General features: G+C 41.0%; 18 protein-coding genes and 1 pseudogene. 14 read left to right on the forward strand and 5 right to left on the reverse strand.

Translation table 11 applies throughout. From position 1 onward, the window contains the following. Nucleotides 1-27 precede the first annotated feature (27 nt). On the forward strand, nt 28-603 hold the full coding sequence (locus tag AN394_RS08345) for a DJ-1/PfpI family protein (RefSeq protein ID WP_055021228.1): 576 nt from the start codon (nt 28-30) through the stop codon (nt 601-603). Here AN394_RS08345 and AN394_RS08350 read toward each other — a convergent pair. Continuing rightward, on the reverse strand, nt 598-1,479 hold the full coding sequence (locus AN394_RS08350) for a LysR family transcriptional regulator (RefSeq protein WP_055021229.1): 882 nt from the start codon (nt 1,477-1,479) through the stop codon (nt 598-600). The two genes, AN394_RS08345 and AN394_RS08350, sit on opposite strands and share 6 nt — an antisense overlap. A 100-nt stretch (nt 1,480-1,579) precedes the next feature. Here AN394_RS08350 and AN394_RS08355 point away from each other — a divergent pair, with 100 nt between their 5' ends. The 6 genes and pseudogenes from AN394_RS08355 (at nt 1,580) to AN394_RS22285 (ending at nt 8,726) form a co-directional block, all read left to right on the forward strand. Beyond that, on the forward strand, nt 1,580-2,068 hold the full coding sequence (locus tag AN394_RS08355; protein WP_055021230.1) for a DUF2938 domain-containing protein: 489 nt from the start codon (nt 1,580-1,582) through the stop codon (nt 2,066-2,068). Nucleotides 2,069-2,077: 9 nt separating this feature from the next. Then, complete coding sequence (tmpT, locus tag AN394_RS08360) at nt 2,078-2,710, forward strand: thiopurine S-methyltransferase (RefSeq protein WP_055021231.1); 633 nt, start codon at nt 2,078-2,080, stop codon at nt 2,708-2,710. A 112-nt stretch (nt 2,711-2,822) separates the two neighbouring features. Continuing rightward, a complete protein-coding gene (locus AN394_RS08365; RefSeq protein WP_055021232.1) occupies nt 2,823-3,623 on the forward strand; it encodes a class III extradiol ring-cleavage dioxygenase in 801 nt (266 codons plus the stop codon). A gap of 94 nt (nt 3,624-3,717) precedes the next feature. Beyond that, a complete protein-coding gene (locus tag AN394_RS08370; protein ID WP_055021233.1) occupies nt 3,718-6,048 on the forward strand; it encodes a S9 family peptidase in 2,331 nt (776 codons plus the stop codon). 293 nt (nt 6,049-6,341) lie between these two features. Further along, entirely contained in the window at nt 6,342-7,577 is a 1,236-nt protein-coding gene (locus AN394_RS08375; protein ID WP_054563117.1) for a DUF3500 domain-containing protein, read from the forward strand. 348 nt (nt 7,578-7,925) lie between these two features. Next, nucleotides 7,926-8,726, forward strand: a pseudogene (locus tag AN394_RS22285) (HupE/UreJ family protein). Between the two features lie 42 nt (nt 8,727-8,768). On the opposite strand, the gene AN394_RS08390 reads toward AN394_RS22285, so the two are convergent. Then, on the reverse strand, nt 8,769-9,779 hold the full coding sequence (locus tag AN394_RS08390) for a S9 family peptidase (RefSeq protein WP_055021236.1): 1,011 nt from the start codon (nt 9,777-9,779) through the stop codon (nt 8,769-8,771). A gap of 133 nt (nt 9,780-9,912) precedes the next feature. Here AN394_RS08390 and AN394_RS08395 point away from each other — a divergent pair, with 133 nt between their 5' ends. Next, nucleotides 9,913-10,419 carry a hypothetical protein gene (locus AN394_RS08395; RefSeq protein ID WP_054563120.1) on the forward strand — a complete coding sequence of 169 codons (507 nt, stop codon included), beginning with the start codon at nt 9,913-9,915 and terminating at the stop codon, nt 10,417-10,419. 106 nt (nt 10,420-10,525) lie between these two features. On the opposite strand, the gene AN394_RS08400 is transcribed toward AN394_RS08395, so the two are convergent. Then, nucleotides 10,526-10,984 (reverse strand): GyrI-like domain-containing protein, encoded by a 459-nt coding sequence (locus tag AN394_RS08400; RefSeq protein ID WP_054563121.1) that lies wholly within the window; start codon nt 10,982-10,984, stop codon nt 10,526-10,528. A 192-nt stretch (nt 10,985-11,176) separates the two neighbouring features. Between AN394_RS08400 and AN394_RS08405 the strand changes: the two genes are divergently transcribed. The 6 genes from AN394_RS08405 to AN394_RS08430 all read left to right on the forward strand — a co-directional run bounded on the left by AN394_RS08405 (nt 11,177) and on the right by AN394_RS08430 (nt 15,877). Next, nucleotides 11,177-11,803 (forward strand): fused MFS/spermidine synthase, encoded by a 627-nt coding sequence (locus AN394_RS08405; RefSeq protein ID WP_054563122.1) that lies wholly within the window; start codon nt 11,177-11,179, stop codon nt 11,801-11,803. Continuing rightward, nucleotides 11,788-12,678, forward strand: coding sequence for a spermidine synthase (locus AN394_RS08410; protein ID WP_054563123.1), 891 nt, complete (start codon nt 11,788-11,790; stop codon nt 12,676-12,678). The genes AN394_RS08405 and AN394_RS08410 overlap by 16 nt, the downstream gene beginning before the upstream one ends. Before the next feature lie 47 nt (nt 12,679-12,725). Beyond that, nucleotides 12,726-13,151, forward strand: coding sequence for a TlpA disulfide reductase family protein (locus tag AN394_RS08415; RefSeq protein ID WP_055021257.1), 426 nt, complete (start codon nt 12,726-12,728; stop codon nt 13,149-13,151). 135 nt (nt 13,152-13,286) lie between these two features. Further along, nucleotides 13,287-13,763, forward strand: a complete 477-nt coding sequence (locus tag AN394_RS08420) for a MarR family winged helix-turn-helix transcriptional regulator (protein WP_054553355.1) — start codon at nt 13,287-13,289, stop codon at nt 13,761-13,763. Nucleotides 13,764-13,767: 4 nt separating this feature from the next. Next, nucleotides 13,768-14,829 (forward strand): HlyD family secretion protein, encoded by a 1,062-nt coding sequence (locus tag AN394_RS08425; protein ID WP_055021237.1) that lies wholly within the window; start codon nt 13,768-13,770, stop codon nt 14,827-14,829. 13 nt (nt 14,830-14,842) lie between these two features. Continuing rightward, the gene (locus tag AN394_RS08430) at nt 14,843-15,877 is read left to right on the forward strand and encodes a DUF2955 domain-containing protein (RefSeq protein WP_055021238.1); all 1,035 of its coding nucleotides are present in this window, start codon (nt 14,843-14,845) and stop codon (nt 15,875-15,877) included. A 16-nt stretch (nt 15,878-15,893) separates the two neighbouring features. Here AN394_RS08430 and AN394_RS08435 read toward each other — a convergent pair whose 3' ends face one another. Continuing rightward, nucleotides 15,894-16,214, reverse strand: a complete 321-nt coding sequence (locus AN394_RS08435; protein ID WP_054563126.1) for a hypothetical protein — start codon at nt 16,212-16,214, stop codon at nt 15,894-15,896. 135 nt (nt 16,215-16,349) lie between these two features. Next, a complete protein-coding gene (gene arfB, locus AN394_RS08440; RefSeq protein WP_054563127.1) occupies nt 16,350-16,763 on the reverse strand; it encodes an alternative ribosome rescue aminoacyl-tRNA hydrolase ArfB in 414 nt (137 codons plus the stop codon). Nucleotides 16,764-16,854: the final 91 nt, after the last annotated feature.

A 16,854-nucleotide genomic window follows, 5' to 3' on the forward strand; every position in this document is an offset into this window, starting at 1 on the left:
ATAAATCCACATAATAGGAACAATTGTATGAATATTGGAATTTACATCTATGATGATGCCGAAGTTCTCGATTTCTCAGGTCCGTTTGAGGTGTTTAGTACAGCCAAGCGCCTAGCGAATAATGACTGGCAAGTGAGTTTAATTGCCGAAAGTGATAGTCCTGTACTTGCCCGTGGTGGTTATAGTGTAAACCCCCATTACAGCTTTGCTGACTGCCCTTCGCTTGATCTCCTTGTTGTGGTTGGTGGCGACCATACACGAGAGCTAGAAAAAGCAGAGGTTATTACTTGGTTAAAACACACAGCCACTAACACCAAGCGTGTTGCCTCTGTTTGTACGGGGGCATTTTTGATTGCTAAAACAGGGCTTTTGAACGGTAAAAATGTCACGACTCATTGGCAAGATCAACCAGAGTTGGCTGCTTTGTTTTCTGAGCTCAATGTGATTTCAGATACTCGTTGGATCACCGATGGTAAGTTTACCAGCTCTGGGGGAATTTCTGCTGGCATTGATATGAGCCTAGCGTTAGTCGCTGAGTTTATTAGTTACGAACACGCCCTACTGACTGCCAAACAGATGGAATATCAATGGCAGACTTTATAATTGTTCAGCAATATAGTCGGTTATAAACTGTTTTAAACAGGCAGCCTTTTTACTCAGTAAACGTGCGCTTGGCCAGATTGCATAAATGTCGCGGTTTTCTCCTCGCCAGTGTGGCAGTACTTGAACTAGCTGCTGAGATTTTAATTCATCTATAACCTCAAACCGAGGTAACAAGGCGATACCTTGCTCATCACAAACTAAGTATTTTACAAATCCAGTATCGTTAAAAGTACTAGCAAATCGGCACATGTGAGTATAAGTTGCATTCGTTTGTGTATTGGTTAGCTGCCACTTATTTCGCAACGTGGTACCAATTAACCTATGTTGTTTTAAATCAGCAGGCTCTTCTATGGCAGATGCCGAATTAAGGTATGCTTTAGTGCTAACAAATAAGGTATCAACACTGCCTAACTTTTTCTGATGGAGCATAGAATCAGCCTGCGGCCCTACTCTTATTGCTATATCAGCTTGGCTTTTACTCAGATCTTCAAGTTTATTATTAAGCAATAGCTCAAGTTGAATATCAGGGTATTGTTTAGTAAATGCGAGCCACATCGGCTTTAAGAAACCATGACTAATATTCAGAGGTGCTAAAACTTTAAGCTTTCCTGATAATTGTGCTTTTTGATCATTAAGCTGGCGGTGAGTTTGTTCAAATTGCTCAATTAATTCAACATAACTTTGAAAATATACCTCTCCTGCTTGTGTTAACGTACATTGCCTTGCTGAGCGATTCAAAAGCTGTTCGCCTAGGCGTTGCTCAAGTCGTTGCAAGCGTCTCGATACAGTTGCGGTAGGCAACGACAAGCTCTCAGCCGCATTACGTAGGCCGCCTTGTTTAACAATCTGTATGAATAGGGCAATATCGTCAATCATGTTCTCATTTATGCAATCATAGTTTGTTTATCTTGCTATTTTTAGCATTTTTGCAATTAGATATCATGTCTTTTATTAAATCATTTAAGAGCATCTAATTATGAGTGTTAATGATATTTATGTGATAACTTTTGTAGGCATAGCGGCGACTTTGTTCATTGATCTTTATGCTTTTGTGCTGGCTAAAGTGTTTAAGATACCGTCATTAAACTTTTGTTTAGTTGGCCGTTGGGGCTTGGGTTTATTAGATGGAAAGTTTAAGCACCTGAATATAGCAACTAGTCCAGTTAAGCAGTTTGAGTGCGTGTTTGGGTGGTGTTTACACTACTTTATTGGTGTTTTATTTTCGTTTCTATTTATATTACTGGTCGGTATTGCTTGGCTTGAACAGCCCACCTTAATCGCTGCATGTATATTTGGATTAGCTAGCGTATGTATGCCATTTTTTGTTATGCAGCCCGCTTTAGGGATGGGGATAATGGCTACGAAAACCGCAAACCCACTCCAAGCCCGTTTAAAAAGTGCTGTAACTCACCTACTTTTTGGTGTCGGAATATATTTATCAGCTCAATTCATTCAATTTATTTAGGAGTATGTAATGGACGCAAAGCATTGGCATCAACGTTGGGAAAATAACGAAATTGGTTTTCATGAAGGAGACGTTAACCGTTATCTAGATCAGTATTTTACTAACTTGAATTTACAGCAAGGCGATACTGTTTTTGTACCACTGTGCGGAAAAACTCACGACATTCATTATTTGCTAGCGCAAGGTATGCGTGTTGTTGGGGCAGAACTTAGTGAGATTGCCATTAAGCAGTTATTTGATGAGTTAAAGCTAGAACCCGAAGTTAGCCAACACGGTGAACTATTACGTTACCAAGGCGCAAATCTAACCGTTTGGGTGGGTGATATTTTTGCACTTACCGCGAATGAACTTGGCACTATCAACGCGGTTTATGACCGTGCCGCCTTAGTTGCGTTACCAAAGCCAGTGCGCATTCGCTATACCCAGCATTTACTTGAATTAACCAATAGAGCAACGCAGTTAGTGGTGGTATTTGAATATCAGCAAAGTGAGTTTTCGGGTCCACCGTTTAGTGTGGTCGCCGATGAATTACATCAGCACTACGATGCTTTTTATCAACTAACATTACTGTGCAAAGAACCTCTCGAAGGTGGCTTAAAAGGGCAAGTCCCTGCCATGAACGTAGCTTGGCATTTAAGTTAGTACTTACAAACTAGTGGTGTGTAAATTCACACCCTAGCTGTGCGTTTTTGTGGCTAGTTATTGTACCTCTGTGCGTGCACTATAGTGATTAGCGTATTTAAGGAGTACATTTATGCAAAAGCCACGCGTTTTCTTTGTTTCACATGGCGGCGGTCCTATGCCTTTACTTGGCGATCCAAGTCATGCCGATATGGTCACTTGTTTACAGTCTATTGCCGCAAAAATTAAAAAGCCATCTGCTATTTTGATGGTGAGTGCACACTGGGAAGCGAACCCAATTAGTATCACTTCGAGCTCTGCTCCTGGGCTAATTTATGATTACTATGGTTTTCCTGAGCCTGCTTACAGTATTGAGTACCCAAGCCCAGGTGAACCTGCCCTTGCCGAAAAAGTACATCAGGCATTGGCAAAAGCTAATATCGATAGCGCATTAAACCCATCTCGTGGCTTTGATCACGGTATGTATGTGCCTTTGAAGATTATGTATCCAAAAGCAGATATACCTTGTGTGCAATTGTCGTTACATCCAAGCCTTGAGCCAAGCTTACACCTAGCGATAGGTGAGGCTTTACAACACCTTGATTACGATAATTTATTGATCATTGGTTCTGGCTTTACTTTTCATAATATGCGCGCATTTTTCACCCCTGAAACCGCTGAAATTAAAGCGCAAAATATGGCTTTTGAGCAATGGTTAGTCGATGTGTGTGGCAATACTGAGCTGAGTGAAAAACAGCGACAAGTTAAGTTATTAGAATGGCAAATGGCCCCTGCGGCGCGTTTTAGTCATCCTCGTGAAGAGCACTTATTACCATTACATGTTTGCTATGGTGCGGCGATGCGCCCTTGTAGTGATATCTACGAACTACGTATTGCCAACAAGCAAGCCAGTATGTTCTTGTGGGACGATTAAGTTTAAGTTCAACCCCCCAGATAACACGACAAAGACTCAGATTTTATAAGTTTATTTTGGTACGCTAGGTAAGTTAAAACCTAGGAACAACAAAATGAACTTAATAAAAACATCAACCCTTGCGTTTGCTGTGGTTGCGGGTTTAGGTTTGCAGGCATGCTCAAGTACAGAGCAAGCTAGCACCCCATCAGCAACAGTGAACGCAACGGCTAATCCGCTCTCGCTTGAACAAATTTATAAAGAAAAAGACTTTAAATCTGAGCGTAGCACCTATTTTACGTGGCTCGATGATGGTACTGGTTATACGGTACTCGAAGAGCGCGAAAGCGATAAAAACAACCAAGACGACAAAGCTAAAGACGATGAGCACGGCGTAAAAGGCAATGATATTGTGTTTTATAACGCCGATGGGACGGGTCGTAAGGTACTTGTTAGTTACGAAAAATTAATTCCCAAAGGTGATAAAGAGCCACTCACCGTTGAAAGCTATCAATGGTCTAAAGATGGTAAATGGCTGATGGTTTTTACCAATGGCGAGCAAGTGTGGCGCTCACGTAGCCGTGGTGATTTTTGGCTTTTAAACCTCGAAACTGATTCGCTATATCAGTTAGGTGGCGAAAACATCGAAGCGAAAAAGCTAATGTTTGCTAAGTTCTCACCAGATAGCTCAAAAGTAGCTTACGTGCGTGATAACAACATCTACATGGAAAAAGTGGGCAGCAAGGCTGTGACTGCTTTAACCACTGACGGTAACGACACCATTGTTAATGGTAATTTTGACTGGGTTTACGAAGAAGAATTTACCATTCGTGATGGTTTCCGCTGGAGTCCAGACAACAAATCAATTGCCTATTGGCAGCTTGATACCAGTGGCGTGAAATACTTCACCATGATCAATAACACCGATGATCTCTACCCTACCCTTAAAGAATTCCCGTATCCAAAAGCCGGCGAGATGAACTCAGCGGTTAAAGTGGGAGTGGTTAGTCTTAATGACAAGAAAACCCGTTGGGCTGAACTAGGTGGTGATAATCGCGATCGTTATATTCCACGTATTAGCTGGGCAGGCACAGGTGAATCTTTGATGATCCAAGATCTTAACCGTCCGCAAAGCCACAACAAGGTTTGGTTATTCGACTGGCAAAAACAGCAACTGACTAAAATTCTTGAAGATAAAGACGATGCCTTTATTGAGTGGTTTTATAAAGCAAATTGGTCAAAAGACGGTAAGTTCTTTATTTGGCACAGTGAGCGTGATGGCTGGCGTCATTTGTACCGTGTATCTCGCGATGGCAAAACGGTTGTTGATTTAACACCAGGCGAGTACGACATCATTGATATGTTAGCGCTCAACGAAGATAAAAACGTTATGTACTTTACTGCATCACCGGACGATCCCGGTCAGCGTTATTTATTCCGTACCTCGCTTGATGGCAGCTCTAAACCGATGCGCGTAACGCCTGAGTCATTCGATGGTTCAAACAGTTATTACATGTCTAAAGATACCTCTTGGGCAATGCATACTTTCTCTAAATTTGGCACTCCACCAATGAAAGAGATCATCAAAGTAAGCGATCACAGTAATGTGAAAACCTTAGTTGAGAACACAGCATTAAGAGAGAAATTAGCGACTGAGCAATTACCGACTCACGAGTTCTTTACGGTTAATGCGCGCGATGGTGTTGAGCTTGATGGCTACATCATGTTCCCAGCGAATATGGACAAAAGTAAAAAATACCCAATCGTTTTCTATGTTTATGGTGAGCCATGGGGTTCAACAGTTCAAGACCGCTGGGAAGGTAACAGTTACTTATACAAGTCGTATCTAACTCAGCAAGGCTTTATTGTTGCCTCAGTTGATAACCGCGGCACGCGCGCACCAAAAGGCAGAGATTGGCGTAAGTCTATCTACAAAAAAATAGGCTCTATTACCGTACTTGACCAAGTTGACGCCCTTGATGCGATGGCAAAACGTTGGGATGTCATTGATACTGACCGTGTCGGTGTATGGGGTCACTCAGGTGGTGGTAGTTCAACGCTTAATTTGTTATTCCGCCATGGTGATAAATATAAAGTTGGGATTGCCTCAGCCCCAGTGCCAGATATTCGCTTGTACGATACTATCTACCAAGAGCGCTATGCAGGTAACCCAAATACCGATCCTGAAAGTTACGACAACACGTCTCCGATCACCTTTGCAAAAGACCTGCAAGGTAAGTTGCTACTGATCCACGGTACCGGAGATGATAACGTACACTACCAAGGTTCAGAGCGTTTAATTAACGAATTAGTTAAGCACAATAAACAGTTCGAGTTTTTCTCTTACCCGAACCGTTCTCACAGCCTACGAGAAGGTAAAGGCACTACCCTGCACTATCACACTATGATGGCTAACTTCTTCGAAAAGCATTTACTTAACAAGTAAATATGCTTTATTAAAAAAACCGCAGCTTAGACGTTAAGCTGCGGTTTTTTTTATGCAAACTGTAAACCCCCGTTACAGATAAAAAGCGATACTTTTTGGGCTACTCGCATTGAGCAACACAAAATAACTCGCACCAATTTAAAAGTATGAAACTAGACCTTAGGCTTCATTAGATGGGCTTAATTCATGAATAAAACCCCATAATCTGCTTGTTGATCTACACATTTTCTACACTTTTCAATCTTGGCTATATGGTAATTTTTTAATCAATAATTCATGTAGGGAATTTGGTTATGAAATTAGGAAAAAACTTTTTTCAATCATTGGTAGTGCTTGCGTTATTAGCAAACTTAGCTGCCTGTGGTGACAGTGACTCATCATCGTCATCAGATACAGATACATCGACAAGCGATAGTAGCAGTGATAGCAGTGGTTCTGATAACAGCGGAAGTGACGATAGTGGCGATGATAGCAGCGGTAGTGATAGCAGTTCAGGCTCACTTAGTGTCAGTGATTTCAGCGATATCAGTTTAGGCGACTGTGAGCTTGATACCAGCCTTGAATCACTGGTATGTGCTGCAAATGCATTAATCGACACATTAGATGAAGATGAACTTGCTGATTTACAGCTTGATTACTCAGACTCTGAAGCAAGAACTGTGTGGTCAAACTTACCGACGGGCAATGTAAGTCGTAATGGTATTGAACTTGGCGCATTAGACGATGAATCACTTGAAGCGGCGATGATGGTTGCAAGAGCGGCACTGAGTGATGATGGCTACCAAGATTTCTTAGGTACTATTGCTGCGGATGATTACTTAAATGAGCTAGGTGGCGGTTCTGCTTACTCATCTGGTAAATATTATCTAGCGTTTTTTGGCGACCCAGATGTGAGCGGTGACTGGATGTTGCAGTTAGGTGGTCACCACTTAGCTTATAACATTACTTATTTAAATGGTGACGGTTACCCTGTGCCAAACCATATTGGTACTGAACCTAAAGTCAGCTTTGAAATAGACTCAGCAAGCTATGCTCCACTTGCTGATGAAGGTGACGCCCTCGTTGCTATGTTTGATTCGTTAAGTGAATCAGAACTTGAAGAAGCCTACTTAAGCGGTGAAAGCTATTCTGATGTATTAGTAGGTCCAGATAATGGAAGTGGTACGTTACCAACTGATTACCCTACAGGTGATAATCGCAAAGGGTTGCTTGTTTCAAGTTTAACGCAGGATCAACAAGCATTGGTTACAGCGGCAATTGAGCAGTGGATCAACGACTACCCTGAAGAAGTGGTTGAAAACTTAACGCTTAGCTATGTAACGAGTTCTGCTTATGCAGATACCTATATTGCTTGGGCTGGCACTGAATCGGCAGGTGTTGATGTGGATGTTGCCGGGACTTATATGCGTATTGATGGCCCTAACCTTTGGATTGAGGTGGCGTGTCAAAATGGGGTGATTATCAGTGATGAAACTCATTACCATACAATGTTCAGGGATAAGAGCTGGGATTATGGTAATAATTTATAAGCCATGAAAACAGTAATTAATCTCCTATTTGGGCTGACCTTTTTGGTCAGCCTCTTTTGTACAAAAGCCTTTGCTCATTCTGCTTCAACGAGTGCTGTGTTTATTGATACACATAAAGCACAGATTGAACTCGAAATTTATTTACCCCTCGATCAATTACGTTTAGCTGATGAAAGCCTATTTCCTTCACAAAATGATGATTTAAAGAAGGTTAATTTCTCGGCTTTACAAGACTACATGCAAACACATGTGAGTATCACAACACAAAATTCTCAGCCGTTAACAGCGCAAAAGGTTGATGATTTTGCTATTCATGAATTTGATAACGTACTGTTCATGGTAATGAAAATGCACTTTATCAAACCAGATAATTTTGATAACAGCGGTTTTTCTTTGCATTACAATGCCATTTTACACCGAGTTGTTACTCACAAAATTTATGTTTCGTATCGCAACGATATGCATGAAGTACTTAAAGCAAGCCAAGACATAGCAACCATAGGCCTGATCCGCTATCAGCGCGAAACCTTATTCATAGAGCCTGAAAAAATCACTGCATGGTCTCAGTTTAAGCTGATGTTTTTAAATGGTATGAGCCATATTGCAGCCGGTATAGATCACTTGCTGTTTTTACTGTGCTTAATTTTGCCAGCCCCTCTTGTTAGTGCCAATAAGCGCTGGCAATCAGTGGCACCTGTGCGCCAATGTGTTATATCTGTAGCTAAAATTGTCACCTTTTTTACACTCGGACACTCATTAACGTTAGCCCTGACGACGCTCGGGTATATTTCATTTCCTGCATAGCCAATTGAGATTTTGGTAGCGACCTCTATTTTAGTTTCGGCGTTGAATGCAATCAGGCCGATTGTTTCGCAGTCAGCTATGTGGATAGCATTTATTTTTGGGCTTATCCATGGGCAAGCATTCGCGATTGAAATGAGCCATATGGGGTTTGATACTCAGGCTATTATCGTTGCATTGGTTGCATTTAATCTGGGTATTGAAACTGTGCAGTTGCTGATCGTTATTTGCGTAGTACCCGTGCTAGCAATGCTTGCCAGAACTTATTTTTATAGTGCTATTCGAATTACATTATCTGTGCTGGCAATGGCGGCTGCGAGTTATTGGATTATCGAGCGAAGCGTGTAATGAAAAGGGCCTTATTTAGCCCTTTTTACTTTCAAAACAAAGTTACAAATAGGTGTTAAACCAATTAACTAGCTCTGATTCAAGTTGTTCTTTATGGTTCATTAAAAAGTGGTTATCACCTTCATACACCACAAGTTTATGGGGGATATGATACTTATCTAGCGCTTTGGCAAATTGAATTGAGTTATCGACCGATACTCGTTTATCGTCACTGCCATGAATAAGTAATATGGGCACTTTAGGCGATAGCTTATCAACCCAGTTCATCACGGAGCGTGCTTCAAGCTCTGCTTGTTTGTTCTCTTTATAATTGGGAATACGACGCACATACACGTTTTTTTCCATGTTAGGTCTAAACGTAAGCTCTTTGACTAAATCGGTCGCCCCCGCAATGGTTGCAATGGCTTTAACCTTGTTTGTGTGTTGCATGGCAAGGTGGGTTTGCATGCCGCCTCTACTTACTCCTAACATACCAATACGGTTTTCATCTGCACTTGCTATGTGCGGAATAAAATCAATAAGCGCAAGTACGTCGTTAACATCTCTGCCACCAAATTCATCTAAGTCATCATTTTTAGCTGATGTACCGTGGTATTGGCTGCCGATAACCACAAAACCTTGCTCTGCTAAAGGAAATAAATTGCGCATCATTGCAGCAAAATAAACACTGCCAAAATTACCGTTACCGCCGCGGTTATAAATTAACACAGGTAGCTTATTCTTGATGACTTTAGGTTTGATGATATAACCAAGCACCTCAACATCATCGACCTGATATTTAAAATTATGGCAGGTTAAATTTGTTTTAAAGTTATCGAACATATCTTGTGGAAAGGTTTCTTCAAAGGCTTTAATGCGCTTTAAGTATGCTTCTTCGTTTTTAGCTTTGCGTTTATTCTTTTGCGCAATAAATTGATGCCACGAATCATAGTCAGCAAAGATACCTGTAAAGCAGTCTGTTTCTTTTATGACGTGTTCATCATCGATAATTTTCGCTGCGCTGGTAGAAAAAACAGCGAGAAATAGGCTGGCAAAGAGTAGTAATTTATACACAACAACATCCTTATTGGTGACTAAAAGTTACTAAACCACAGTAACTTAAATGATGGTTATTTGTATATAACTACTTTTTTACGTATCAAAACTTTTATATTATGAAAGTTAACTTATTGAATTGGAAGTCATAATGAGCAATAAACCGCCGCATATATTAGAGTTTCTGCCTAAGCGTTACACCTTGTGGGGGTTATTATGCTTATCCTTGGTATTCGCTATATTTGTAATTATATGGTCTCGAGCTCCTGAATACCGGCCTTTGGTACAAGATATGCGCTTAGTCAATGCCGTCAAGATAGTTGATGTACTGGACGTTGAAGAGATCCCTTACAAGGCTGATATTAAAAATCATATTTTGTACGTTGATGTTCTTCATTCAGACCAAGCAAGGCTAGCACTTGCTAAAGTAGGTTTCGTCTTTGATTATCCAAATAAAGATACATTTAGTTCAATACCGCAAGCATGTGCCTTACTTGAATCACAAGAAGCAAAGGAAAATAGGCCTATTCATCAAACTGAATGGTTTCTCCGATTAGTTCGCATAATAACGGCCGCGATAGTACTCATTACTTTAATCTTGGTCGTTGTACGACCCATTTTAAAGAATCTTATTCTTGAAGATAACAACAAAGATTAATATACCTTTTAGCAAAGAAAAAGCCGCAATAAGCCCCATTACAGATAAAGCCGCAATAAGCGGCTTTATCTGTAATGGGGCTTTACACTAAAAATAGGGTTTGGCGTTATTCAACTGAAATGAATACTTCAACTTCTTCACTGCTTTTATAAAACTCATAGTCAGTTTTATATGCTCGAATATGCGGGCACTGTTCATTACTAAAGTACTGCCAAACTTGGCCCCAAACATCGATAACGGTTTGTGGCATTGCACCTTTGCCGCTAAAGCGAAGATAGTTACCTGTAGCGAGTGTAGTTTGTTCTACCTCTGATGACGTGACTTGCATGTCAGTACATGCAAATACATCAAACTCTCCTGTGACATCAGATTCATAATGAGTATACACGCCATAAACTTGGCTAGATGGCGTTAAATTTGGCGCTATGTCTGTGTAAAATTGCTGCCATAAGCCAGCGATTTTGGCACCTTCCCCACTCATTTCTTTCATATTGCTGGTGCGAACTTTGAGGCCAAATAAAGTTGTTGGGTTGTCTATATTGATCTTCGTTACTTGCTGATCCATTGCATTTTTCCTTGCTTATTTTGTTCCCAGTAAAATACCAGAGCATGCGTACTTTAACCTAGCCTTTTTAATTATTTATTTTAAAAAAACTATATTTTGTCAACGGCCTTTACAGCTTAAAAAACAGTCATGGCATCCTTATCTGCATCAGGTTAAGATGGGTAAAATAACAACAAAATCAGCGGGTGTTTAATGAATAAAATCAATGCGCTTATCTACTTTTTAGCCTTTAGTAGCGGCTTTTGTATTATGGGAATTGAGCTTTTAGGCGGGCGAATTTTAGCGCCGTACTTTGGTAGCAGTGTGCATATATGGGGCAGTATTATCACTGTATTTATGTTGAGCTTATCTTTCGGCTATTTACTTGGCGGTAAGCTCTCAACCCGCAATCCTTCGTTAACTAAATATGGTCTCATTTTCTTTGTAGCAAGCATTATGGTAGTGCCAATAGTATTGTTTGCTGAGCCAATTATGACCTTTATTTTCACCCATATTGAAGACAGTCGTTACGGCTCGTTGCTGGCATCAACGGCGTTGTTTTTTATCCCTACAACAATACTCGGCATGATCTCACCTTACTCAGTGCGATTATTGGTTACCGATCATGAAAAAAGTGGTCAGGTTGCCGGTGGTTTGTATTTTGTGAGCACCCTAGGAAGCGCCCTTGGCACGATTATTACCTCTTTTTATATGGTGTTAGCGTTTGATGTTAACGACATCATTAAAACCTTTGCAGCGGTATTAGGCGCGCTTGGTTTGCTTGCTATTGCTGTTAGTCAAATAAAAACGAAGGAGCGTACTGTATGTTTAGAGTCTTAACACTTTGTTTGATCATGACATTGCCTTTTAGCAGCTTAGCCGAAGTAATACATAAAGAGCGTTCGCTTTATCGAAATATTTTAGTGGAGAAGTCTGGCGATTTACTGTGTTTAAAATTTAACGAAAAAACCCGTAAAAGCACGCAAAGTTGTATGTATAAGAGTGAGCCTAAAAAGCTGGTGTTTAATTACACCAAAATGACGTTTGCAAGCTTACTATTTATTGATAACCCTCAAAATGTACTGATCATAGGTTTAGGGGGAGGTTCACTCTCTAATACCATTCATGAGCTTTACCCTAGCGCTCATATCGAAAATGTCGAAATTGATCCCGCGGTAATAAAAGTTGCCCGTGATTATTTTAGCTTTGTAGAAACTGATAACGTAACGTCTAAGGTGCAAGATGGCCGTATTTTTATTAAACGTGCCGCACTTAAAAAACAAAAGTACGATTGGATTATTCTTGATGCCTTTAACGGCGATTATATCCCTGAGCACCTTCTCACTAAGGAATTTTTTGCGGAAGTAAAAAGTGTTTTAGCTGATGGCGGAATTGTCGCGGCAAATACTTTTTCATCGAGTAAATTGTACCAGCATGAGTCGGCAACTTACTTCGATGTGTTTGGTGACTTTGTTAATGTTGTGACCGATGAAAACTCTAATCGCATTATTTTAGCTGGCTTCGAGACTATGCCTAGCCAGCAACAGTTAGCCGAACGCGTCAACAAACTCGCAAATAAGTTAACCCCTTACGATGTTGATTTGCAGTTACTCAGCGAGCATTTGTTTTATACTAAGGGTAATCAAGATTGGCCAGCGGATACTAAGGTGCTCACTGACCAATATTCACCAGCGAATTTATTAAATTACCAATGATCAAATACGCCTTAATTGCATTTCTTTTAATTACGAGCTCTGCTGCTATGGCAGAGCACCCTTCCCCCCCACCTTTAGCTGCAAGTCAGCAGCAGTTGTCTAAACTATTGAATCAATACAAAGGGCAAGTCGTGTTACTCGATTTCTGGGCGTCTTGGTGCAGCCCGTGTCGACGCTCGTTTCCTTGGTTTATAGCCATGCAGAGCAAGTATCAACAGCAAGGGCTTAAAGTAATTGCTGTAAACATTGATGTTGAGCGCAGTGATGCCGATGCTTTTTTAACTGAGTTTGCAGTGAACTTTAATATTATTTACGACCCAGACGCTGTTATTGGCAAGCAATATCAACTCAAAGGGATGCCGAGCAGCTTTTTAATCGATAAAGAAGGCGTAGTCAGGTTCCAACACACAGGCTTTGTAGCTGATAAATTAGACCTCTATGAAAGCCATATCAAAGAGTTAATTGCTAAATAATGTGGTTAGGTAGATAACTTTTGCAGTTGTTCGCTTTTATCGAACACAGCTATCTATTTTATTAATTGCACTAATATTTACTTAGCATGCTAACTACATTAAAATAGTTAGCATGCTAAGTAAATGGAGCGCATCATGTCTTCCACTCCCCCTTTTCACGAAACTCTTGATTTAACATTATGCGGCAGTATGGGCCGTGTGCATCGTTTATGTCGCGATGCTGTCACTTTGGCGGTTGAGCCTTTGGGTCTTACCCAATCTCGCTGGACCGCGATGATGCACCTGTTTCATCTAAACCAAGGTTGTACGCAACAAGAGTTAGCAAATAGCTTAGGCATTGAAATGCCTTCACTAACTCGCACTATTAAGCAGCTTGAGCAGCAAGAGATTATTGCTCGTAAAGCTGATGCTGAAGATAAACGCAGTAAACGTCTGTACTTCACTGAGCAAGGTCTACAATTGTTAGACACATTGCAGGTGATTATTGCCGATGTGAAACAGCATCTTTATGCTGATTTAACCACTGAGCAACTCGATACCATGGCGCATGGTTTAATTCAGATGGAGCAAAACGCCCGTCAGTGTATCCGTCATTATTCAGGAGATAAGTAACGTTATGACACCAGATCAAAAGTTTGCCCGTTACGTTAAAATCTCTTTAGCGGGTTTTATTGTTTTATTTTTATATTTTGTGATTGCCGATTTGTATATGCCTGTCACACCGCAGGCTCGTGTTTATCACCCTGTCGTGCAAGTGACCCCGCAAGTAAGTGGTCGCGTGACTGACGTATTAGTGACCAACAATCAAGCTGTCGAAAAACAGCAAGCCTTGTTTAAGATTAACGACGAGCCGTTTGAGCTTGCCGTTCAACAAGCTGAACTTGCTTATGATGATGCAAAACTACAAAACCAACGTTTAGATAGCAGTGTGAAGGCAATAGAAGCACAACTTGCTGCTGCTCAAGCTAAGCTACATGAGCAAACATTACTGTTCGAACGCGGTGAGTCGCTATTGAAAAAACGTTCTATTTCAGAGCAAGAGTACGAAACAATCAATGCGAACTATCAATCAAGCAAAGCGAATGTGGCTGCAATTGAAGCACAGCTCAGCGAGGCTAAATTAGCGCGCGGTAAAATAGGGGATGACAATTTAGCGCTTCGCCATGCTCAAAACCAGCTTGAACAAGCGAAACTAAATCTGTCGTACATCACTGTGAAAGCCGATACCGACGGTAAAACTGCAAACTTACAAGTAACACCGGGTACTTATGCTAATAAGGGCCAGCCGTTAATGGCGATTGTTGCTAATAAAGCTGATTTAGTGGCTGATTTTCGTGAAAAGTCTTTAGTTCACGTACAAGTTGGTAGCACTGCAAAAGTCAGCTTTGATGCGCTACCGGGCAAAGTGTTTACAGGCAAAATTGTTAGTTTTGAAGCGGGTGTGAGTGATGGCCAGCTTAATGCTAACGGTTTACTCAGTGCCACTGAAAGCAGTAACCGTTGGGTACGAGATGCACAGCGTCAACGTATCCATATTCAGCTAGATGAACACCAGATGCTGGCAAAATTTCCAAGTGGTGCGCGTGCAACTGTCCAACTTCTGCCTGACTCTAGTATTGGCAGCTGGTTTGCAAGCATGCAAATTCGCTTCATTAGTGTTCTGCACTTCATTTACTAAGGCTGGGTGAGTTATGTCTGTATTGCAACTCGATGGTAATGGCTTACCCCAAGCGCTACGCATTGCTACGGGCTCAGCATTAGGGTTTTCACTGGCAAAATTGATGAACTGGCCGAATGGCATCTTTTTCACTGTTTACCCTATGCTACTGCTTGGTTTAGTGCCTGTGCTTAACATGCATATTATTCGTCAGTTTTACGCAGGCGCGGTGTTCAGTGCGCTATTTGTATTGGTTGTACAAGGATTGTTTGCACACTTGCCTGTTGTAATGACAATGATGAGCTTTATAGCCTTTGCCTTTTTGTTTTATCAAATGAGCCGTGGTGCTAACTTTCTATTTGGCGCCACAACCGTGGTGAGCTTGTCGATTCAATTGCATTTTTCGACCTACACCGGCGGTGGTGTCAGTATTTATCCGCTGATCATTAGTAACGCTGTTGCCGTTGTGGTTACTGTGCTGTTTTCGATGCTAATGCATGGTTTATTCCCTGATGTTGCACCACGCCAAGGTCGGGTAATGCCAGAGAAAGCAAAAGAAAGTGTGCGCCATGAAGTCTTACTTTGTTCAACCGTAGCGACTTTATCATTTGTTGTATTTCAGGTATTTGATTTACAAGATTCTATCTCTGCTCAAGCGGCCTCGGTACTGATATTGTTTTCATTGTGCTGGAAAGCGGCAGGTATGGCTGCATGGCAGCGCGCGATAGGCACCTTAATTGGTTGTAACTTAGCGTTAGTGGCACAGTTATTTTTGTATAACCATACAGATATTTTGATATTTCCTGCGTTAATTCTGTGGATTTTGACCTTTATCTTTAGTCGTTATCACATAATTGGTGGCGGTATTCCGGGTGTTGGCTTTGGTATTATCACCACATTTGGTATTTTGTTTGGCCAGTCATTAGGGCCGGGGCAAGATCTGGTTTACAGTGCGCTCTATCGTTTTTCGTCGGTGTCTGTGGCCATACTATTGAGCTTATGTGCGGTGTATATAATGCATCACATCTTAAATCGCTTTGCAATAACTAGGCATCACACGTTTGATTAAAGATTAAAAAAGGGAGTTAATCAGAACTCCCTTTTTTATTGTTATTTGGTTCGAAAATCGTGGGTAAAGACTTAAGTAAATCGTCTTGTTTTTTTACGACACTCTGTACACACGTTTTTGAGGCGACATCTGCAACCCAAGCGCCCCATTGTGAACTGCCCGGCTCTTCTCCTGGGGTTGCCCACCATCTGGCTTTATAAAGAATTTCGTTATAACAGGTTTCACTACCTTGCGGATACGCGCTTCCGGCTTGCCATGAATCTACAGCAAAACTCGACATAGGCAAAGCTGACAGCGTTATCATTGCAGCGGCAACAATGCGTGATTTCTGGCCCATACCCGGCTCCTTAATTAGCAGTGAAATTGTATTACTATTATAGACGCAGCAGGATTAACCATCAATTAACTTTGTTAACAAGTTACACTTCTTTACAGTTCTGCTTATTTTTGACACGTTCTTCTGATGTGAAAGTTAGAATTTTACATTTTTTCTTAATGCTTTTGTTTGTCCTCTTTTTGTTTTAGAGTCCATGCGCTTTCTCTGAGAACTTTTACTTGGTTTTGTTGCTCTTCGTTTCTTTTGTATTTGTGTTGCATTAATGATTAATTCTTTCAAACGATTAAGCGCATCTTCTTTGTTCATTTCTTGCGTGCGATGACTTTGCGACTTTATGACAATAACGCCCTCTTTTGTAATTCGAGAATCATTTAAATTAAGTAAACGTTGTTTGTAAAAGTCAGGTAACTTTGAGCGATTAATATCAAAACGAAGATGAATAGCTGTAGCTACTTTATTGACGTTCTGCCCGCCTGCGCCTTGCGAGCGGATCGCACTAAAGTCGAGTTCCCATTCATCAATTGTGACGGTATTAGAAATAATTAACATCAGGTTCAGTTAGCTATGGTAAAAAAGGTATTGTAACATTTGTAATTGGCTAAACATAATAGCTCGACTATTTGCGCCGGTTGCTAACCAT

The organism is Pseudoalteromonas sp. P1-26 (assembly GCF_001401795.1).
In the GTDB taxonomy this organism is placed as follows: Bacteria; Pseudomonadota; Gammaproteobacteria; order Enterobacterales; family Alteromonadaceae; genus Pseudoalteromonas.